This window comes from Cupriavidus sp. Met-2, from assembly GCF_049843575.1.
Lineage (GTDB): Bacteria > Pseudomonadota > Gammaproteobacteria > Burkholderiales > Burkholderiaceae > Cupriavidus > Cupriavidus metallidurans.
Map to the genome: position 1 here is coordinate 1 of NZ_JBBHZL010000026.1, position 20,036 is coordinate 20,036.

The 20,036-nt window shown below is 61.7% G+C and carries 16 protein-coding genes; 4 read left to right on the forward strand and 12 right to left on the reverse strand.

The genetic code is table 11. The features are described 5' to 3' along the window. Positions 1-7 precede the first annotated feature (7 nt). The 8 genes from czcS to czcN all read right to left on the reverse strand — a co-directional run bounded on the left by czcS (position 8) and on the right by czcN (position 10,555). A complete protein-coding gene (gene czcS / locus WD006_RS28575; RefSeq protein WP_011229349.1) occupies positions 8-1,438 on the reverse strand; it encodes a sensor histidine kinase CzcS in 1,431 nt (476 codons plus the stop codon). A gap of 4 nt (positions 1,439-1,442) precedes the next feature. Further along, the gene (gene czcR / locus WD006_RS28580; protein ID WP_008646724.1) at positions 1,443-2,120 is read right to left on the reverse strand and encodes a heavy metal homeostasis two-component system response regulator CzcR; all 678 of its coding nucleotides are present in this window, start codon (positions 2,118-2,120) and stop codon (positions 1,443-1,445) included. A gap of 1 nt (position 2,121) precedes the next feature. Beyond that, a complete protein-coding gene (locus WD006_RS28585; protein WP_004635344.1) occupies positions 2,122-3,072 on the reverse strand; it encodes a cation diffusion facilitator family transporter in 951 nt (316 codons plus the stop codon). 50 nt (positions 3,073-3,122) lie between these two features. Continuing rightward, positions 3,123-6,314: a heavy metal efflux RND transporter CzcA gene (gene czcA, locus WD006_RS28590; RefSeq protein ID WP_004635342.1), complete on the reverse strand. Its 3,192-nt coding sequence runs from the start codon at positions 6,312-6,314 to the stop codon at positions 3,123-3,125. A gap of 16 nt (positions 6,315-6,330) precedes the next feature. Further along, entirely contained in the window at positions 6,331-7,893 is a 1,563-nt protein-coding gene (gene czcB / locus WD006_RS28595; protein ID WP_004635340.1) for a heavy metal efflux RND transporter CzcB, read from the reverse strand. A 17-nt stretch (positions 7,894-7,910) separates the two neighbouring features. Continuing rightward, positions 7,911-9,167 carry a heavy metal efflux RND transporter CzcC gene (czcC, locus tag WD006_RS28600; protein ID WP_024570390.1) on the reverse strand — a complete coding sequence of 419 codons (1,257 nt, stop codon included), beginning with the start codon at positions 9,165-9,167 and terminating at the stop codon, positions 7,911-7,913. Positions 9,168-9,242: 75 nt separating this feature from the next. Continuing rightward, positions 9,243-9,590, reverse strand: a complete 348-nt coding sequence (czcI, locus tag WD006_RS28605) for a CDF family cobalt-zinc-cadmium transporter CzcI (protein WP_011229345.1) — start codon at positions 9,588-9,590, stop codon at positions 9,243-9,245. Between the two features lie 314 nt (positions 9,591-9,904). Then, on the reverse strand, positions 9,905-10,555 hold the full coding sequence (czcN, locus tag WD006_RS28610) for a heavy metal efflux RND transporter CzcN (RefSeq protein WP_020206397.1): 651 nt from the start codon (positions 10,553-10,555) through the stop codon (positions 9,905-9,907). Positions 10,556-10,804: 249 nt separating this feature from the next. On the opposite strand from czcN, the gene WD006_RS28615 reads away from it, so the two are divergent. Beyond that, positions 10,805-11,263 (forward strand): MgtC/SapB family protein, encoded by a 459-nt coding sequence (locus tag WD006_RS28615; protein ID WP_004635330.1) that lies wholly within the window; start codon positions 10,805-10,807, stop codon positions 11,261-11,263. A 603-nt stretch (positions 11,264-11,866) separates the two neighbouring features. Here the strand turns inward: WD006_RS28615 and WD006_RS28620 are convergent. After that, a complete protein-coding gene (locus WD006_RS28620; RefSeq protein WP_004635326.1) occupies positions 11,867-12,043 on the reverse strand; it encodes a hypothetical protein in 177 nt (58 codons plus the stop codon). A gap of 598 nt (positions 12,044-12,641) precedes the next feature. Between WD006_RS28620 and WD006_RS28625 the strand changes: the two genes are divergently transcribed. Together WD006_RS28625 and WD006_RS28630 are read left to right on the forward strand one after the other, a co-directional pair. After that, positions 12,642-13,580, forward strand: a complete 939-nt coding sequence (locus tag WD006_RS28625) for a DNA-binding protein (RefSeq protein ID WP_004635320.1) — start codon at positions 12,642-12,644, stop codon at positions 13,578-13,580. Next, positions 13,577-14,347, forward strand: coding sequence for a site-specific integrase (locus tag WD006_RS28630; protein WP_020206395.1), 771 nt, complete (start codon positions 13,577-13,579; stop codon positions 14,345-14,347). The genes WD006_RS28625 and WD006_RS28630 overlap by 4 nt, the downstream gene beginning before the upstream one ends. Here WD006_RS28630 and WD006_RS28635 read toward each other — a convergent pair. From WD006_RS28635 to WD006_RS28645, 3 genes are all read right to left on the reverse strand, one after another. After that, entirely contained in the window at positions 14,338-14,781 is a 444-nt protein-coding gene (locus tag WD006_RS28635; protein WP_223277442.1) for a calcium-binding protein, read from the reverse strand. The genes WD006_RS28630 and WD006_RS28635 overlap by 10 nt on opposite strands. Positions 14,782-14,916: 135 nt before the next feature. Further along, the gene (locus tag WD006_RS28640; protein WP_008646539.1) at positions 14,917-18,243 is read right to left on the reverse strand and encodes a DEAD/DEAH box helicase; all 3,327 of its coding nucleotides are present in this window, start codon (positions 18,241-18,243) and stop codon (positions 14,917-14,919) included. A gap of 39 nt (positions 18,244-18,282) precedes the next feature. Continuing rightward, complete coding sequence (locus WD006_RS28645; protein ID WP_008646544.1) at positions 18,283-19,458, reverse strand: tyrosine-type recombinase/integrase; 1,176 nt, start codon at positions 19,456-19,458, stop codon at positions 18,283-18,285. A 175-nt stretch (positions 19,459-19,633) separates the two neighbouring features. Here WD006_RS28645 and WD006_RS28650 point away from each other — a divergent pair. Next, the coding region (locus tag WD006_RS28650; protein ID WP_029306895.1) for a DNA-binding protein at positions 19,634-20,036 on the forward strand (403 nt) is incomplete at its 3' end.

The window sequence follows — 20,036 nt, forward strand, 5'->3', positions numbered from 1 at the left end:
CACCACTCTACCCAACGACTGGTCGGTCCTGACTCGGCCTACCCACCGAAACCCGCGCTGAGGCTTCAGCACCGTTGAGCGGGAAGCGCAATGTAAAGCGTGTCTTCCCATCCAAGCCGCTCACGGCTGACGCGTCGCCGCCATGGAGCTCCATGATCGACAGGACGATGGCCAGGCCCAGCCCCGTGGACTGTGACGAGTTGGATCTCGCCCTATCCCCACGGAAGAACCGATCAAAGATGAGGGAAAGTTCCCGCTCCGGGATTGGGTCTCCAACGTTCGTGATGTCGATGCAACAATGTGCCGCTTCGCGGCGCACCACCAGATCTATCATCGAATTCGGCCACGCATGACGGACCGCATTTGACAGAACATTGTTGATCGCACGCTGGAACAGAATGGCATCAGCGACCAGGGTGGCATCCCCGCTTACCCTGATTACGACGCTTCGCTCCTCTGCAAGCACCGAAAAGTAGGCGGACAACTTGCGAAGTTCTGCATTCAACTGGAGTTCCGTCAACTCGAGCGCCACATTGGCACTGTCAGCTCGCGCGAGGAACAACATCGCATCGATCATCCTCGCAAGTCGCTGGTATTCGACCAGGCTTTCCTCCACCAAGGCGACATACTCGGGCCCGGTGCGGTCTCGTGACAAGGCGACCTCGGCATGTCCAATGAGGTTGTTAAGCGGCGTGCGCAAATCATGGGCAAGATCGGCGGAGAACCGCGACAGCTTCTGATAACCATCCTCGAGGCGTTGCAGCATCGCATTGAACGCAGAGGCGATATCACGCACTTCGGTGGGCTTGGGTGGCATGTCCACCCGGTAGCTCAGCCGTTCCACACTGATCCGGTTGATCTGCTTGATAAGTACGTGCGCCGGCTCCAGCTCACGGCGCGTAATGGCCGCCCCCACCAGGGCCGTCAATATCACACCGACGGTGGTACCAAGCACGAGCGTCGTCCGGAATCGCGCAGTCACCTGCTTCCTGTCCTCGCCAGACTTCGCCACGAACACCGTCGCCCGCGTACCGTCTCGCCCCAACACCGCATCGGCGGACTGGAACATGAGCGATGACTTTCCCGTGACCGCCGCTTGGTCAGTGCCTTCCAGCAATGCATCGTTGCCCGTGCGAAACAAAAGCCGGCCATCCAGCGCCGTGACGCGAACGATGAGGTCCGAGTAACCTCGCACCAGATCATCGAAGCGATGCTGCGCCGCCGGGACGCCCTGCACCCCGTCCACCTCGCGCAAGAAATGCTCGACCTGTTCGAGTTTTCCCTTTACAACCTCATCGTCTCTGGCCTCGAGTTGCGCGGCGAGCGAGTAGTAAGCAAAGGCGCCCATGCTGGCCAGCGCGATAGACAGTACCAATGCAAAGAAGAGCCCAAGCCGCCTCGTCAGTGACAGCGGGGTTATCGAAGTCCCGGGCCTCATTCCGTCACCGGCCGCGCTCTGGGTCGAGGACATAGCCCATTCCCCGTACGGTATGGATCAGCTTTTGATCGAAGGGATCATCCACCTTGGATCTCAGGCGCCGGATCGCGACGTCAACGACATTGGTATCCGTGTCGAAGTTGACGTCCCAGACCTGGGACGCGATCGTGGTTCGCGACAGCACCTCCCCTCTCCGGCGCATGAGCAGGTGCAACAGCGAGAACTCCTGATTCGTCAATTCAATGCGGGTAGTTCCCCGGAATACCCGCCTTCCAAGCACGTCGATGTCCAGATCGGCAATGCGCAATCGCTCGGACTCCTTCGAGGTGCTTTGGCGCAAGCAACGCCGGATACGGGCAAGGAGCTCGGCAAAGGCGAAGGGCTTGACCAGGTAATCGTCTGCCCCCAACTCGAAGCCTCTGACACGATCCGCCACATCATCCAGCGCCGTCAGAAACAGTACGGGTGTCTCGGACTTGGATCGAATGGACTTGATGACCGTCCACCCGTCCATACCTGGCAGCATGACGTCCAGGATGATGACGTCGTAGTCGGTCTCTTCCGCCATGTGGAGCCCATCGCCACCATTGTTCGCGATGTCGACCACGAAACCCGACTCCGACAATCCCTTCTGCAAATACTCCGCAGTACGCGGTTCGTCTTCTACAACAAGTACCCGCACCTTAGTTTCCTCCTGCAGCAAGCGACTTCGATCCGACCAGTGCTGGCGATGCATTGAAATGCTGAGCTGCATCCGCTTGTTCGCATGGTGCCAGTTCGAACTGAATGGTCACGTGCGTGATATCGAATTTGTCAGCCAGCATCTGCTTCAATTCCGGTAGCACTTCCATTTCCGGGTTGACGGCCGTGTCATTCACGACATGAACCGTCAAGCTCGCCTTGCCGCTGGTAAGTGCCCAGATGTGGAGGTCATGGAAGCTTTTTACCCCGGGCGTCGCCAGAATTTGCTTCTCAACCTCTGCCAGATCCACGTCATCGGGTACGCCTTCGAGCAGCACATTCAGGCTCGACTTCAGCAGGATCCACGTGCGAGGCAGTACCCAGAGGCCGATCAGCACCGCAATGGCGGAGTCGACCCACGCCCAGCCCGTGAAGCGGATGATGATCGCACCGGCGATGACGCCAACCGACCCGAGCAGATCGCTCCAGACTTCCAGATAAGCACCCTTCACGTTCAGGCTGCTGCTTTGCCCGGAGGACAGCATGCGCATGCTGATGAGATTGATGATCAGGCCCAGCACAGCCACGACGAACATGCCGGTTGACTCAATCTGAGGTGGCGATTTCAGCCGCAGGTAGGCTTCGTACAGGATGTAGATAGCCACACCGAACAGCAGCAATGCGTTAAAGGCCGCGGCAAGAATCTCAAAACGGTAGTAGCCAAATGTCCGCTTCTTGTCCGCGGGTCGCTTGGCGATCGCAATAGCAGCCAGTGCGATGGCCAGTGCGACGGTGTCCGTGAGCATGTGCGCGGCGTCGGAGATCAACGCCAGGCTCTTCGTCATGACACCACCGACCACTTCGGCAATCAGGAACGTACCGGTCAGCGCAAGGGCGATCTTGAGCGATCGCTCGTTGCCACCGGGATGGTCGTGTGAGTGACCTGCGCCCATAGAAACTCCTATAAAAATTGGGCGGTACGATGACCGCCCAAGGATTTACGTCATGCAGGCTGGCGGCCTTGATCCGGTTGATGCGTCTGAGTGACTGGCTCGCGAGTATCTTCCGCGTCCTCATCCTTGCGGTGAGCAAGTCGATAGAGCACCGGCAACACCAGTAGGGTCAGCGCCGTGGACGACAAGATGCCACCGATTACCACCGTTGCGAGGGGACGTTGCACCTCAGCGCCCGTACCGGTGGCGATGGCCATCGGCACGAAACCCAGGGATGCCACCAGGGCCGTCATCAGCACCGGACGCAGTCGCGTCAGGGCGCCAACTCGGACCGCGCTGTCGAGGGAATGCCCTTCTTCGCGCAGCGATCGGATAAACGACAGCATCACCAGACCATTGAGCACCGCCACCCCGCACAGCGCGATGAAGCCCACCGCTGCAGTAATGGACATCGGAATGCCGCGTATCCACAGGGCAAGAATCCCGCCAGTCAGCGCAAAGGGAATGCCCGTGAAGACTAGCAAGCCATCCTTGATGTTGTTGAACATCGCAAACAACAGTACGAAGACCAGCAACAGCGCCACCGGCACTACCACCTGCAGGCGGGTGGTGGCGGACTGCAGTTGCTCAAAGGTGCCACCCCATGTCATCCAGTAGCCAGCCGGGATCTTGACCTGGCTTTGGATAGCCGCTTCCGCCTCGGGCACGAATGAACCAATATCACGTCCACGAACGTTGGCACTGATCACGATGCGGCGCTTGCCGTTCTCGCGCGAGATCTGGTTCGGGCCGGGCGCCATTTCCAGCGTCGCCACCTCGCTCAATGGGATAAACGTCGTTCTCGCGTCCACTCCTTTTGGCAACGGAATCGGCAATCGGCGCAGAGCCTCGACCTCGCCGCGCACAGCTTCGGGCAGGCGGACCACGATATCGAAACGACGATCGCCCTGGAAGAAGGTTCCGGAATCACGGCCTCCGACGCCCGTTGCCACCGCGTCTTGCACGTCGCTCATGTTAAGCCCGTATCGCGCCGCCTTCTCCCGATCGATCTTGACCGTCAGCATCGGCAAGCCGGTGGTCTGTTCTACCTTCACCTCCTGCGCGCCGGGGATGCCCTGCAGCACGGCCGATACCTTCTTCGCCGTCTCGCTGAGCACGTTGTTGTCATCGCCGAAGATCTTGACTGCGACGTCCGAGCGGACCCCGGAGATCAGCTCGTTGAACCGCAGCTGGATCGGTTGGGAGAACTCGTAGTTGTTCCCGGGGATCTTGCCGGCTTCCTCCTGGATGGCGGACAGCAGTTCGGCATGTGTTTTCTTCGGCTCTGGCCAATCCTTCTCAGGCTTGAGCATGATGTAGCCATCCGAAATATTCGGCGGCATCGGATCGGATGCAATCTCCGCCGTACCTGTCCGCGCAAACACGCGCTCGATTTCGGGGAATTTTGCCTTGAGGGTCGTCTCGATCGTCTTCTGCATCTCCACGGACTGCGACAGGCTCGTGCCAGGAATGCGCAGCGCCTGGATGGCAATGTCGCCTTCGTTCAGATTGGGGATGAACTCGCTGCCCAGGCGGGCCGCAATGGCCACGCACAGAACAATTGACACCGCGGCAAACGTCAATACAACGGCCGTGTTCGCGAGCGACTTTTCCAGCAGCGGCTCGTAGCGACGCTTCGCCCAGAGCATGAGACGATTTTCTTTCTCGGCCACCCGTTCGCCGATGAACAAGGCGACCGCAGCCGGAACGAACGTCACGGACAGAATCATCGCGCCCAGCAGCGCCAGGACGACCGTGAACGCCATCGGGTGGAACATCTTGCCTTCCACCCCCGTCAGCGCAAAGATCGGCAGGTAGACGATCATAATGATGAGCTGACCGAAGATCAGTGGGCGACGCGCCTCCTTCGCTGCGGCAAACACCTCATGGAACCGCTCGGAGCGCGTCAATGGCCGGCCATGGTGTTCCTGCGCATGCGCCAGTCGCCTCACACAGTTTTCGACAATCACCACCGCGCCATCGATGATGATGCCGAAGTCGAGCGCGCCCAAGCTCATCAGGTTCGCACTGATCTTGTAGTTCACCATCCCCGTGAAGGTGAACAACATCGCCAGCGGAATGATCGTCGCGGTAATCAGCGCCGCGCGGATGTTACCCAGGAAAAGGAACAGAATTACGATGACGAGCACCGCGCCTTCAAGAAGGTTCTTCTTGACGGTCGCAATGGCCTTGTCGACCAGACGTGTCCGGTCGTATACCGTTACGATCTTCACACCTTCCGGCATCGTACGGTTAATGGAAGCGACCTTTTCATCGACCGCTTTTGACACAGCCCGGCTGTTTTCGCCGATGAGCATGAATACCGTGCCCAGCACAACTTCCTTGCCATTCTCGGTTGCCGCACCGGTACGCAGTTCCTTGCCAATCTCCACATCCCCGATGTCGCGAATGCGGATCGGCTGCCCCTGCGCTGTACCGACAATAATGTTGCGGATGTCGTCTTCGGACGCAACCTGACCCGGCGCACGAACCAGATACTGCTCGCCCCTACGCTCGATGTAGCCCGCACCCACGTTGTCGTTGTTCTTGTTCAGCGCATTGACGACGTCGGTCAGCGTCAGCCCGTACGACGCTAGCCGTTCAAGACTCGGCGCGACCAGGTACTGCTTGTTGAAACCACCGATAGTATTGATCTCGGTGACACCGGGCACGTTACGCAGTTGCGGCCGTACCACCCAATCCTGGATTTCGCGCAAATCTGTCGGCGTATAGGCAGTCCCGTCAGCTTTGCGAGCACCCTCTTCGGCTTCAACGGTCCATAGATAGATCTCCCCGAGGCCGGTCGAAATAGGCCCCATCGCCGGCACAACGCCTTCAGGCAGATTGTCCTTGGCTTCCTGGATGCGCTGGTTGACGAGTTGGCGCGCGAAATAGACGTCCGTGCCATCCTTGAAGATGACCGTCACCTGCGACAAGCCATAGCGGGACAGGGAACGCGTCTGTTCGAGTCCCGGCAGGCCGGCCATCACGACCTCGATCGGATACGTAACACGCTGTTCGGTTTCGAGCGGTGAATAGCCTGGTGCCGAGGTATTGACCTGAACCTGAACGTTGGTAATGTCAGGGACCGCGTCGATCGGTAGTCGGTTGTAGCTGAAAATCCCTAACCCGGCCATTCCAAACACGGCGAGCAGGACCAGCCATCGCTGCTGGATGGCGAAACTAATGATACGTTCAAACATTGCTGTTTCCCCCGTATCAATGGCCGTGTTCGGCGCTGGATTTGCCAAGTTCGGCCTTCAGAACAAAACTGTTGGCGGCGGCGTAACGTGCGCCCGGCTTCAGGCCCTCGACAATCTCGATGACCTTGCCGTTTGTCCGGCCGACCTTCACCGGCTGCGGCACGAATCCACCTTGAACCGCGACAAAGACTACGCTCTCGCCATTGACGTCCTGGACGGCCTCGGTCTTCACCGCAACGGGCACCTCGACATCAGCACCGAATACGTCGACCGTGACGAAGAGACCCGGTCGCCAAGCCATCTGTGGATTGGTCAATGTTACGCGGGCCTTCGCCGTCCGCGTCTGCTCGCCCAGCAGCGAACCCACGTATGAAACGGTGCCATCTGCCTTCACATCGGACGATGCCGAATTGATCGACGCCTTTTCGCCGATGCGCACCCGCTCGACATCCTTGGCAGACACCACGAACTCGGCCCAGACGGACGACAGATCCGACAGCGTGAACACGTTGGCGTTGTCCGCCACCGCTTCCCCAAGCGAGATATGCTTTTCAACGATCATGCCGTCGAACGGTGCGCGCAGCTCGTAGCGATTGAGTGCCGTCGAGCTGTTGCTGGCGCCAATGGCGGTCAGCTTCTGCTGCGCGTTCTGGACACTGATCTGCGCTTCCTGCAGCGCGTTGCGGGCGCTCAGATAATCTTGCTCCGCAGAGATCTTCTGTTCCCAGAGCTTCTTCTCGCGGTCATAAGTGACACGCGCCAGATCCAGACGTTTCTGTGCTGCGAGCAGTTCGCTGCGCTGGTCAGAAAGTCCGGTGCTCGCGATGACCGCGAGAACCTGTCCCTTCTTAACCTGTTGCCCAATATTGGCCGGAACGCTCTCTACGACGCCAGCCAGTCGCGGCACCACGTGGGCTGTCTTGTCTTCGTTGAAACGGATTTCGCCGGGGAACTGGACGCCAGCCTGGACCTTTGCCGAGCCCGCGGTTTGAACCACTACCCCTGTCTTGGCCAGCTGGTCCGCTGTCAACTCAATCTTGCCTTCCTCTTTCGAGAGCCGCACGGCGAGTGGCGAAGACGAACCGGGCAAGGTCACATTTGCGGTCACGTCAAAGACATGGGGCTCGGCAACTGGCTGTTGGCTTTCCAGCGCGTCGCCAGACACCACGAACTTGAGCGCTTGAGACTCGCCCGTAGCCCGCACGAGCTGGCCTGTCGCTGCCACGCCATTTGCCACCGCCTTCCCAGACTTGCTAACCCAGAGCCGAATACGGGCCTCGCCCTTGGATTCGGCCGTGCCAATTTCGACGTCATAGCCATCACGCGAAAAGAGCGCGCCACCATTGGGGCCCTTCTTGACCTCGTGATGCTCGCCGTCGCCGTGTGACTTGTCATCCTTGTGGTCGGCTTCCGCCGCCTGCTTGCCATGGTGCTCGGTGTCGCCATGCCCCTTGGATTCCGAGTGCCCACCCTGCTCTTCCGGCGCAGAGCGCCCGCTCAGCAGAACGCCACCAGTCGCGACGCCGCCCACCAGTACGATGGCCGCAATGGCAGCCTTTTGTTTGTTCGAAATAGCCATGTTTTATGAATCCCGTCTTAACGTCCCAGAATGCGATCGATCGTGGTCGCCGCCTGATAGGTTTGTCCAAGCACGCCGAGATAGCGGATGCGTGCCTGGAACAGCGTGCGCTGGGCATCCAGGACGTCCAGATAATTGAACTTGCCGGCCTCGAAGCCAATGGTCGCCGCGTTGAAGGCTTGCTCGGCGCCTGGCAAGACGGTCTGCTTCAGCGTTTGTGCCGAGGCGCGCGATACCGACAGCTGGTTCGATGCCATCAGGAGATTTCGGGTCAGGCTGATGCGATTGGCCAGATATTCATCCTGGGCCTTGTCCGCCTGGCGAATGGCCGAATACAAGTTGCCCTGATTCCGGTCAAAAATCGGCAACGGGATCGCCACACCGATCACCGCCATGTTGCGGTTGGCTTCTGTATCTCGCTTGGCACCCAGACTGACTGTCAGATCCGGATACTGGCGGCTGCGCTCAACGCCCACCAATGCCTGGCGGCGGTCAAGTTCAGCGCGGCTTGCGGCCACCAGCGGTGAGTTTTCCAGCTCCTTCTGAAGGAGTTCAGGCGCCGGCCTGGATGGCAGCGCGTCCAGATTGCCCTGTGCTTCGGCAAACTGCGGCGATGCATTGCCCCACAACGCCGTCAACGCCTGACGGGCGGACTGCAGGCTCGCCGTTGCTTCGGCCAATTCAAGTTCGGCGTTGGCCTGTTCGACACGTGCCTTAGTTTCGTCAACCGGGGAGATCTTGCCGGCCGCGACGCGGCGTGAAGCGGCTTGCGCGCCCCTCGCAGCGATATCCGCGGAGCCAGTTGCCAGCTTGACGCGTTCCTGTGCGATCAAGACGGAAAAAAAGCTCTCGATTACCTGCGCCCGAATGTCACCGCGAACGCCAGCCAGCGTTGCCTGCGCCAGTTCGCGCGTCCTTTCCGCGGCATTGATACGAGCCGAGCGCTTGCCGCCCAGTTCGATGGGGATATTCATCTGGGCGGTGGATGTACGGGTGGATTTCCGCGTGTCCTCGACCAGCGTCTGGAGTTCCGGGTTCGGAATAACCCGGGCCTGCATGATCCCACCTTCTGTGGAATCGAGTTCCTTGGCGGCGGCGGACAGGTTGAAATTGCTTCCTGCCGCCAGCGACAACGCGGCCTCGAGGGTCAACGGTCCCGCCGCTTCCCTTGGGAAGACGGGCACCATGGACGTGCCGGTGTCAGATTGCGCTACGGCAAAGTTTGGGCTGAGAAATGCTACCGCCAGCCCGAGCGGCAGAAATAGTCTTCGCATCGAATTGCACCAAGGTATGTGACCAGGAGAATTCGGCGAGAGACGAAAGGAGAAAAAGAGTCGTCGTCTCGCCGATCAAGCGAGACGCTGCCACTGAGGACGGTCGGGAGCCCTGGCATTCAGAGACGAGAACTCGGACGAATGTTGAGTATCGGTCACTTCTACCCGATTCGCTATCAACACGTCCTGCGTCTGTCCATAGACGAACGGGAGGGAGACCAGATGGCATACCCCGCAGTCTGTATCCACGAATGGCTTTTTCTCGGCATCCGTTTTACCTTCCGGCTGCTGATGACGATGCTCGTGGTGCCCAAGGTGCCAAGTGGCCGTGGCTTTCTCGTGCTGACAATAGCGTGCCGCTGCCGCCCAGGAAAACTGGAACGGCAAAATGAGCAGCACGAAGATCAGAACGAAACGTCGCATTCCTTGGGAGACTGTGCGGGGGGCTTGGGGTTGAAGTACTAACGGCTGGGCCGTCGCCGAAGTTTACATGAATCCTCGATCACCAGCATTAAGAGCAGATTACGATTATCGCTTTCGCCTGCTCGTTTTGGGGTGCCGCTTTCGCCCCTCATCAGTCTTACGCTTGGGGGCGGGCCCATGCTTCCACCGCAAATAGACAGCGAACCCCACATACAGGACGATCAGGCCGACCAGCATCACGAGCATGCTCTCGACAACAGAATCGGAGACGTGAGCGTAGTGCATGGCTGTACGTGTATGCGGAGTTGCCCGCATCAGGCAAGCGTCACGACCGCCCGGAGGACGCCGGCGTCATGGAACAAATCAAACGACTCCACGACCACCGACAGGCCGAGAAACCAGACCGAGTCCGCAATATTGCGTTGAAAGGAAGACACATGGACCGTCCATGTCGACTCCCCCCTATACAGCGACAGACGGGGAAAGAACGCTGGTGTACGGCGTGCGTATTCGGCGAATTCCGGGAAGGCGGAAGCCAGAAAGCGGTCTTCCGTCCGGATGACAGCCGGGTACATCAGCGCAAATGCGAGCGCCAGGACTGCGGTAACCGCCAGCGACTCGGTCATCGCCCCTAGTCCGATAATGCCTAGCAAGTTGCAGACATAGAGCGGATGGCGACACAGTGAATATGGACCCGAGGTCACCAAGGTATTGTTCTTGCGCCCGGAAATGTACAACGCGCACCAGAGCCGCCCGACCGTGGCCAGGCTCACCCCCAACATCCCCAGCGTCAGCAGCAGCGGCGACACCCAGGTACCGTCCCAGCGAGAATGGCCAAAGACCAGACTTGCCAGGACAAACGTTACGACAACACGCCAAACGCCGATGCGGTGGCGTGTCAGGAAATTGTCCAGCGCCCTCGAGAGACCAGCGGGTTGGGACGGGGAGATTGAAGAATCGGTCATGCGGTTCGGGGGCTGGAGGAGAATGTCGCGCACTTCGAGTGGACACACTGGCGCGAAAACGAGCACTAATGGCCGGCATTCTAAGGTTGCCCTTCCGTTGTCAGGCTTTATTGCCGAAATGTAATACGTTGTTAATCTTGCCCCCCGGCCAGCGAATCCGGTTGTGTCATAGCTCGGCAATCTGACAGTCATCTTCTGCGACATAGACTGTCTTGGCCATTTTCAGGACACACCCAGAGACGCTCCGCAATGAACGACATCATCCGCACATTGAGCTCGGAATTCTCCGATCTCGCTAATGCTGCCGAGGCAGTACGTGCCGTCGTTCGAATGACCGTCTCTATCGTTTTGGGGGGCTTGCTGGGGTACGAGCGGGAGAGCTCGGGAAAATCCGCAGGCGTGCGCACTCACATGCTCGTCGCGCTGGGGGCATGCGTTTTTGTCGTGGTTCCCCTCCAGGCGGGCGTGCAGCTTGCCGACATGAGCCGCGTGCTTCAGGGTCTCACGTCAGGCATCGGATTCCTTTGTGCAGGGGCGATCCTGAAGCCGGACAATGAGACACACGTCAGGGGGCTCACAACTGCCGCGAGCATCTGGATTGCTGCCGCGATCGGCGTGGCCGCCGGCATGGGCCATGCGGTGACGGCCATCGTCGCGACTGCCTTCGCACTCATCGTGCTCAGAATCCTTCAAATGTCGAAGAAGTAAGACTCCCACTGCTCCCAAGCCACGTGCAGCGCGAATGCGCCAACTTCAGGTTCGGCCAGCATTTCCCAAACGTATGAGCGCGCTTAACAATACGCAAACTCCATCGCATGAGAATTTACCTGGATTACAACCTGTTTGCGTACCTTCACGAGGGCACGAACCCGGCTCTGCAAGCCAAAGTGAGCGCACTGTCCGATCGACATGAGTTTCCTTGCAGCCCGGCGCACATGGAAGAAATTGCCTCGGCGCTCGCAAGACCTTCGGATACTCCCCCGCTCGATCGGTTAGCGGCCGCTTTCTGCAAAATAGACGATGTTTCTCGAATTAGCCGGAACGTGCAATTGTCTCCGACGACGTTAGGCCCGATGGTTACGAAAGAAGGAACAGCCTCTCGAGTGCTTTCTTCGGGTCATGCGGCACTATCGCAAAGAGCCGGTTGTCGAGAAGAACGACTGGTATACGCGGGACTCCGTAAAGAAGGGGTCACTTCAGAAAACGGAAAATATTGCACGCTAAGGCATGGAAGAGGACCACTGCTGTCCCCAGGGGCATTGGCCAGCCGATGGCAAGCAGGTAGAAACCAAAGTCGGGGGACTCCCGTTCTCAGAGATCGGCTAGCAGCAGGTAGGCGCGGTCGAGTTGCCGATGAGCTTCCTGCCGGCGATCCATCGCTTCTAGGGCGAGCAGGAGGTCCTCGGCCAGCTCGAAATCGCTTTCCTGGCATGCCCTTTCGAACACCGCAAAGACCTCTTCATACAACGTGCGCCCCGGAACGCCCATTTGACTAACCTCCGGCGGAAAATCCGATGCTCTCTGCCGACTTGGTCCTGCCACGCCGCAGGGGCTTCTGTCCCCCATGGTTAATATGGACGTTCCCACGGCAGGGAAGGTCAAGCATTTTTCCGGCCGCGGGCCGACCTATGGTTCGCAAGCCGCCGCGCGAGACGGTTAGTGCTCGCCCCCTACAGTTCGTCCAGCGACTAGTTACCCGCACCCGGGCGCAGCCGCACCACCAGCATCGCCGCCCACTGGATATGCGGCCAGGCCAGCGAATAGACGAATGTCTGGATCAGGGGTCCCCTTGATTTCGCCGCAATTTACCGGGGTAGCCACCCGTAGCAGCCATGCGGGTTCCAGGGTGATGCCCACCCTAAAACCCTAGTCAAATCAGTCACTTGCTGACTGGTCCTTTTCCCCTTGGTTTTGGAACGTTGACCGCCCCCGCCGCGCGGCCAAGCGCGCCCTGTGGCTGGAAGCCATTGTTTCCGCAAGATAACTAGATTTATCCGTCTTTGGTTTTCCCAAGCAACACATAAATGGCTTTTCTAACGTTAGGTATGTGCGTAAGATAGGCTGAAATGCGCCTCCGGAAACTGCCATGCCCCGCCTCGCCGCCACCCCCGACCAGATCCGCGCCACCGTGCTGGCCATGCTCACCGAGGCCGGCGACGCGGCGCCGCCCACGGCCGCACGCTTTCGCCGCGTGGTGTCGGTGCGCAAGCTGCGTGACCGCCTGGGCGGCGGTGACCCTGCAACGCTGTCGCGTACGCTCAACGCGATCGAGGCCGAGGTGGTGCGCTCGGGCCTGGCCGACCTCGCCCTGCCCGAGATTCCGGTCGAGATCGCCGAAGCGATGCGCGCGCTGTGGCAGGCCGCGGTCGCGGTGCAGCTCGACGACGTGGTGCGCCTGAAGCGCGAGGCGCAAGCCACAGCCGACACCGCCGAGGCCGCCCGCGCCGAGGCCGAACTGCGGGTCGAGCTGCTGCGGGCCGAACTGAGCGAGGTGCGCGGCCAGCTCGCCGCGCGCGACACCGCGCTGGCCGTAGCGTGCGCCGCCCAGGCGGCGGCGTGCGCGCGCGCCGATGAGCAAGCCGCACGCCGGGGCGAGCTCGAGGCGGCGCTGGCGACCGCCCAGGAGCGCGCCACGGCGGGCGAGCGCACCCACACCGAGGCGATCGCCACCACCCAGGCGCGCTACGAGGCGCTGTCGAAGCAGCTCCTGCAGGAAACCGCGCACCAGCGCGACGCGGTGCGGGCCGAGCGCGCGCAACTGGCCTCCCAACTCAAATTCGCCGAGCGGCGCATCGCCGCGCTGGAAGACGAGCGCGCACGACTCGACGCCGACCTGGCCAGCGAGCGGGCCGCGCGCCAGACCGCCGCGGGCGAGGCGAGCGCACTCAAGGCCGTCACCGCCAGCCAGCGCGCCCAGCTCGACGAGCTGCTGCGTGCGACCCTGGCCGCGGCGCCACCAGCGGCCAAGACGCGCGTGCCCAGATCGACGGGCAAGGCGGCCGCCAAGCGGACCGCCCAGTCATGAAGCCGGCCGACTGGATCGATACGGGCGCGGTGCCGCCGCGCCCACTGCCGGCCACCGTCGCGGCGGCCCTCGCCTACCTGGCGGAGGCACTCGGGCACCCGGTCTACGCGCACTGGACGCTGGCGCGCGTCAAGCGCCGCTATGGCTCGCTGGCCGACGCCAAGGCCGCGCAGCCGACCGTGCTCAAGCTGCTGCTGGCGCACGATGGGGCAGTCGAATACTGGGAGCGCGGGCGCCTGCGCACGGTGACGGCGGATCTGGCGCCCCGCCCGGAGACGGTCCTCGCGCGGCTGCTGCACACGCACCGGCGCCGCATCCGGTCCACCGCCGCCTTAGCGAGCGAAGCAACGGTGCCGACCGCCGCGGAAGCGAGGGGAGCTGTCGCGGCGAACCCGTGGCTGGCCGCTTACGGCCCTGCTGACCACGCGTGGCTCACGCGCGCCGGCCGCTTCGCCCAGCCGCACGCGGCGGCCAACACGCTCGGCGCCGCCGACGATGCACAGGCGCTGGCGCTCTTCCTGCGCGACCGAACCGGGCGCTCGCCCCACACGTTGCGCGCCTATGGCGCCGAACTGCGCCGCCTGATGCGCTGGTGCGGCGCGCACGAGCTTGGGCCGCTCTCGGACCTCACGCGCCAGCGGTTGCTCGGCTACCGGCACGCGCTGCAGCACGGGGAGACCGGCAGGGAGGACGCCGCGCCGCCCTTGTCAGAAGCGACCCGCACGCGCGCGCTGGCGGTGGTGGCAAGCCTCTACGGCTACTGGTAGGCTATTTCTGCCCATCCCCCGAAAAGTGCAAATCTTCCGCCAGCCCCTGACCAGGCAAGGGCTGGCAGGGTGCGACTTGACCTGATAACGGCCCGAGCGCCCTGTAAGTTGCGCTCGGGGATTATGCCGGGGGATGTCAGATCGTGCGGGGGGCAGAAGCTGCAACCTTGGTCGTGCCAGTAGTGCCAGTCAGAGACGGCAAGGTGCGTGCTCTGGTCGGCGCGGACGGGAACAAGCTGGGCAAGGGGCACGACGAGTTCACGCTGGTTGTAAAGTGCGTGCACGAAGATGGCAACGCGGCACAACTGATCATGCGCGAGTCTGAAGACGGAGACTCTGTCACCTGAGCGCAGCGGGGAGGCCACCATCGCCTGACGTACCCGCGCTTCGAATGGAAAGCTCAGACTGTCCTCGAGATGGCAGTACCACGCCATCGCGCATTCTTCTTCGGTGTACGCGGTCGACCACGATCTCCATCGAGATGCGCTGTTCGTGTTGGTTGTCGCCCGTTTTTGCCATTGGGGTTCGTGCTGGTCAGACCTCGACTATGCGTCGCGGCAAGGCCATTTTTATGTTCCCGTCCTGGTGCGGGATCGGGGCTTCGCCGCCGGTGCCACAACAGGTGGTGCGGCCGGGATCGGCTCAAAGAGCGCCTCGATGTCGTCGGCGGAGAACTTGACGGCGCCGGCGCCATCTTCCGACAGGATCGCGTTGGCAAGCGCCGCCTTCTGCTCCTGCATCGCGACGATTTTCTCCTCAACACTGCCGGCGGTGATCAGCTTGTAAACAAACACAGGCTTGTCCTGCCCGAGACGGTGAGCGCGGTCGGTCGCCTGATTTTCTACGGCGGGATTCCACCAGGGATCGTAGTGAATGACGGTGTCGGCCGCCGTCAGGTTCAGGCCAACGCCACCGGCCTTCAGGCTGATCAGGAAAAGCGGCACCTCACCTTGCTTGAAGCGCTTGACTGGTGTGACGCGATCGGTGGCATCCCCGGTCAGCATGACGTATGGAATCCCAGCTTTTTCCAGCGCCGCCGCAATGAGGTCGAGCATGCTGGTGAACTGCGAGAACAGCAGGATGCGACGGCCTTCCTCGATTAGTTCGGGCAGCATGTCGAGTAGCAGATCAAGCTTGGCCGATTCCTTGATCCGGGCCGCCTGGCTGATTTTGACGAGCCGCGGATCGCAGCAGACCTGGCGCAGCTTGAGCAACGCCTCCAGCACGATGATGTGGCTGCGCGCGAGGCCTTTTGCTGCGACGGCCGCACGGACCTTTTCCTGCATGGCCGCGCGCACCGTCTCGTACAGGTCACGCTGCGCGCCTTCGAGCTCGACCGTGCGCACTATCATCGTCTTCGGGGGCAACTCGGCGGCGACCTCATCCTTGCGCCGACGCAGCATGAACGGTCGGATGCGTCGCGCGAGCAGTTCACGTCGAACAGCATCGCCGCCTTTCTCGATGGGCGTGCGCCAGCGGCGGGTGAAGTCCTGACGGGTACCGAGGAAGCCAGGCAGCAGGAAGTCAAACTGGGCCCACAGTTCGCCGAGATGGTTCTCGAGCGGCGTGCCTGTCAGGCAAAGGCGGTGTCTTGCACGCAGTTCGCGGATGGTTGCGGCGGATTTGGTGGCGGCATTCTTGACGTACTGCGCCTCGTCTAGGATCAGCAGGTGAAAGTCGTGCTTGGCAAGAACTTCCTCGTCACGCCACAGCAAGGCGTAGGTGGTCAGGATGAGATCGTGCTTGCCGATCTGGTCAAAGCGCTCGTGGCGTTGGGGCCCGTGCAGATCCAGGACGCGCAGCTTCGGCGTGAAGCGCTGCGCTTCCTCGCACCAGTTGTGCATGAGGGTCGTTGGCACGACGATCAGCGCAGGCCGGTCCAGCCTGCCACGTTCCTTTTCGGTGAGGATGTGCGCAAGTGCCTGGATGGTCTTGCCGAGGCCCATATCGTCGGCGAGCACGCCGGACAGCCCGTGTTCGCGCAGGAACTGCATCCAGGCAAGACCCTGACGCTGGTAGGTACGGAGTTCGGCCTTCAGGCCACGCGGTACCGGCACGTCTGTCACCCCAGGACCCGCCATCAAGCGCTGCGCGAGCTGCCGGATCGATGCGTCGCCGTCAAACTGCCAGCGCCCGGTCTGATCCAGCGCATGGAGCCGGGCCGCATCCCACTCGGAAATGCGCATGCCGGTGCCGAGCGAGTCGAACAGGTCGATCAGCACGCGCACGACTGGTTTAAGCCGGTCGGCACGCAGGCGAAGCCGCTCGTTGCGGTCGGTTTTCATGTCGATCGCTTCGTCGTCCGCGATGGTATCGAGCCTGCCCGACAGCCAGCGCTCATCGCGACGAAAGAGGTCTGCTAGCAGCGGCTCCAGGCGCACCGTGCGACCATTGACTGTGATGCCCATCTCGACGTCAAACCAGCCGTCGCCGGTCTGACGCAGGCTGCCGTCAATCGCTTCGATTTCGATCACGTTGTGCCGAAACTCGTCGCTCATGACGACGCGCCAGCCGCTTGCCTGTAGTGCGGGTAGCACCAGCTTCATGAGATCCGGCCAGTCGTCGACATCTTCGGGGCCGAGGATGCCATCTGGAAACGGTTTGTAACCATATGCACGGTTGGCCGGAATTTTTCTGAAGCCCGCCTTTTGCAACTCGGTCTGACGTTTCCGCTCGAGATTGGCGTCTCTTTTGATCTGGATGACCTCGCTGCCAGCAGTGCGAACGAGGGTGGTGCTGCTATTTGCAGGGATGCTGTGACCTGCGTAATCAAAACTGACCGTCGCAAAATCCAGTGGCGACACTGACCAGGTCGGCAAGGTGTCGAGAGTCAGTACGGGCGTCGCTACGGTGTCGATCACCTGCACGGACGACGCGTCGGGCGCGGGCGGCATGGGTAGGTCGGGGGCGACTTCACGCAACACATTGCCAACGAGCGCCGCCTCGTCCAGCGTGATGGCCGGCATCGACAGGAAATCCGTGACCTGTTCCGCCGGCCACGGCATGGCGAGTATGCCAGCTTCGCCAGAATGCGCGTCCACATACCAGCAGGGCTGGGTGGTCGTCAGCAACAGGGTGGCGGGTGGCTCGGCCTGCAAGACTGGCCGCACGCGCGTGTCGGGTTGCGCTTGCCAGGTCATCTTTGCGCCGCGCTCTGATCCGCAGTGCACCGGGCAGTGTGATCCGGGGTAGTGGGCGCCTGCGGGAACAAAGGAAGTAAATGCACGCCCGGTGGCGATGAGCTTTTCCAGGATGGCGGCGCCGGTTGCGCCCTGCAGAGCAAAACCACCGGTATAGGCGGCATGCGAGCGGCCCAGCCACAATCCGCGCAGGATCGACAGATCCTCCTCGGAAACAAATTTCGGCGGTTCGACCAGCGCTTTCTCGACGTTCTGCCACCGATCGTCGACCGAGCGAATCGTACCGTCGGCCCCCACGCGGGCCTTGTAGAGGGAAATCTCGCAGCCGCGATACGATTGCCCGATCACATAGGCCAGGGCATGCGTGGCCTTGGCTGGTTTTTTCTTGGCAGCGGGATTGGCTGCCGTGCGTCGAGCGCGAAAATTTTCCAGCCAGGTCACCAGTTCCGCGCGCACGCCGGCGGCCGATGGCTTCGGCTGGTGCGCAAGGCCGGCGATCAACAGCGCTGCCACGTGCTTGCAGTCAACGCCGACCGGACACGTGCATTCTCCCTCCACCCACATGTCTTCGTCGATGTCGTGGAAATACGCACGCACGTCATACGGGCGCGTACGGGTGCCTTGCACCAGTCCCGCCAAGGTATCCTCGTCGATCCAGCGCAACTCCGAGACAGCGCTCGCATAGGAGCGAGCCTTGGACACCGTGTAGGAGTCCAGCCATTCCGCAATTTGGCGGGGATCGTAGGAGACAGACATCGGTTGAGGGATTCAGAGGTTGACAACGCGGGGAGCATTCTACGCGGGGAGGCTCCCGGCCGGTACGGCAGCGGCTTCCGGTTCTGACCCCGCCTGAGTGGTCTGGGCATGCCGGCGGTCATCTTCGGCGTGCAAGTAGATCCCGGTCGTCTCGATCGAGGCGTGGCGAAGGTTCTTCTGGATAAAGCGGATATCAGTGCCGGCGTCGGCCTGATGCGAAGCCGCCGAGTGCCGCAGCCAGTGCGTCGAGGCCCGGCGCAGTGTGGCCGCGCCGATCGGATCGGTTGGCTCGAGGGTGTCGGCGGCCCGGCGGAACACTTCCTTGGCAATCAGGTAGATGGCCGTCGGCGTCAGGTGCCGCTTGGCGTCGCCGGCGATGCTCATGACGGCCGGCGTGCTTTCGGCCGGCAAGGGCATGGGTGCCAGATCATGGAATGCGCGGTAGCGTGCGAAGTCGGCCATGAGGGTGTCGGAGACTGGTACCTCGCCCTCGGCGCCACCCTTGCCGATGACGTGCAGCCACCAGCGGCCGCGACGCTGGAAGAAGTCCGCCGCCTGTGCGTTGGCGGCTTCGCTTGCCCGCAATGCGGTGTGGTACAGCAGCCGGATCAGCCATCGGCTGCGTTCGTAGTGCTGGCGCTCGCGCGCGGAGGCCTGCGGCCAGGTCTCCATCGATTCCAGCACAACCTGCCAAAGCGCGTGATCGAGGTAACGTTCAATGCGGCGGGTCCGTGCCGGCATTGCCGAGGACGAGCGCCGCAGTGCAAGCGGATTGCCGGCAAGGTATCCGGCGGCCACCAGGTAATTGAGCAGCCCGCAAAGGATACCGAGGGCCTGGCGCCGGCTGCGCTCGGAAAGCGGCCCGTCGAACAGCCGCCGCGTGCCCCCGCGCCGTGGCAGGACGGGATCGACCCAGTTTGCGGACGGTGCGGCAAGAAATTGCTCGTAAATCAGGAAATCTTCGCGCGTAAGGCTCGACAGCGGCTTGCCCAGCGTGCGCGTCGCCCAGACGAGCAGCCGCACCACTTCCTTGCGGTAGCTGCGCAGCGTGTGCGGCGAGCTGGCGTACTCGGCAAGCCACAGGCGGACGGCCTCAAGGTCGGTATCGGCCGTGATCTGTCGGTTAGCGCCGCGCGCGCGATTCGTGCCGTCGTGGCCGTCCAGTGCGGCCGGCAGCATGAGGGGGACAACAGGCTCGGTGGCGGGCAGGTTCATGGACTGACGCGATTTTTCGGCAGGGTCTCGCATCGTACACCTGGGATGCTTACGATTATCGGTCTTATCGTAAATTTCTAGAAGACATCGTTATATATATAATGTGATACCATCATATACATGAAGATTTTAGTTCAAAACCCAGCTCCCGGAGCACTTTTCAGGTTTAGTTCCAATGAGCCGCATCAGCAATACCCGCTTTCGCACCCGTGAAGCCGCCGCGCGGCTCGTTGCTGCCGGCCGACGCCCACATGAACTCACCGTCGACCTGATCTACGCGGAAATCCGCCAGGGCAGCCGGACGACGATCAACGACGAACTCAAGCTCTGGAAGGATGAGCAGGCGCGCGTCGACGCCTTGAGCGCCGCACTCCCGCCCGCCGTTGCCAATGCGATGCTGTCCCTCTGGGCGCTCGCCATCGAGCACGGTGAGCAGGTCTTCGCACAGCGGGGCGAAGAGCTGGAGTCCGAAGCGGCGGCCGCCACCGCGCGCGCTGAGTCCCTGGCAACCGTCAACCTGGGGCTTGAAGCCGAAGTGAAGACGCTGCGTAGCCAGCTCGAGGACCAGCAGGCCCGGT

Coding starts and splice junctions, on each gene's coding strand:
- czcS (WP_011229349.1), bottom strand. CDS start 1,438: ATGAGGCCCGGGACTTCGATAACCCCGCTGTCACTGACGAGGCGGCTT.
- WD006_RS28585 (WP_004635344.1), bottom strand. CDS start 3,072: ATGGGCGCAGGTCACTCACACGACCATCCCGGTGGCAACGAGCGATCG.
- czcA (WP_004635342.1), bottom strand. CDS start 6,314: ATGTTTGAACGTATCATTAGTTTCGCCATCCAGCAGCGATGGCTGGTC.
- czcB (WP_004635340.1), bottom strand. CDS start 7,893: ATGGCTATTTCGAACAAACAAAAGGCTGCCATTGCGGCCATCGTACTG.
- czcC (WP_024570390.1), bottom strand. CDS start 9,167: ATGCGAAGACTATTTCTGCCGCTCGGGCTGGCGGTAGCATTTCTCAGC.
- czcI (WP_011229345.1), bottom strand. CDS start 9,590: ATGCGACGTTTCGTTCTGATCTTCGTGCTGCTCATTTTGCCGTTCCAG.
- czcN (WP_020206397.1), bottom strand. CDS start 10,555: ATGACCGATTCTTCAATCTCCCCGTCCCAACCCGCTGGTCTCTCGAGG.
- WD006_RS28615 (WP_004635330.1), top strand. CDS start 10,805: ATGAACGACATCATCCGCACATTGAGCTCGGAATTCTCCGATCTCGCT.
- WD006_RS28620 (WP_004635326.1), bottom strand. CDS start 12,043: ATGGGCGTTCCGGGGCGCACGTTGTATGAAGAGGTCTTTGCGGTGTTC.
- WD006_RS28625 (WP_004635320.1), top strand. CDS start 12,642: ATGCCCCGCCTCGCCGCCACCCCCGACCAGATCCGCGCCACCGTGCTG.
- WD006_RS28630 (WP_020206395.1), top strand. CDS start 13,577: ATGAAGCCGGCCGACTGGATCGATACGGGCGCGGTGCCGCCGCGCCCA.
- WD006_RS28635 (WP_223277442.1), bottom strand. CDS start 14,781: ATGGCGTGGTACTGCCATCTCGAGGACAGTCTGAGCTTTCCATTCGAA.
- WD006_RS28640 (WP_008646539.1), bottom strand. CDS start 18,243: ATGTCTGTCTCCTACGATCCCCGCCAAATTGCGGAATGGCTGGACTCC.
- WD006_RS28645 (WP_008646544.1), bottom strand. CDS start 19,458: ATGAACCTGCCCGCCACCGAGCCTGTTGTCCCCCTCATGCTGCCGGCC.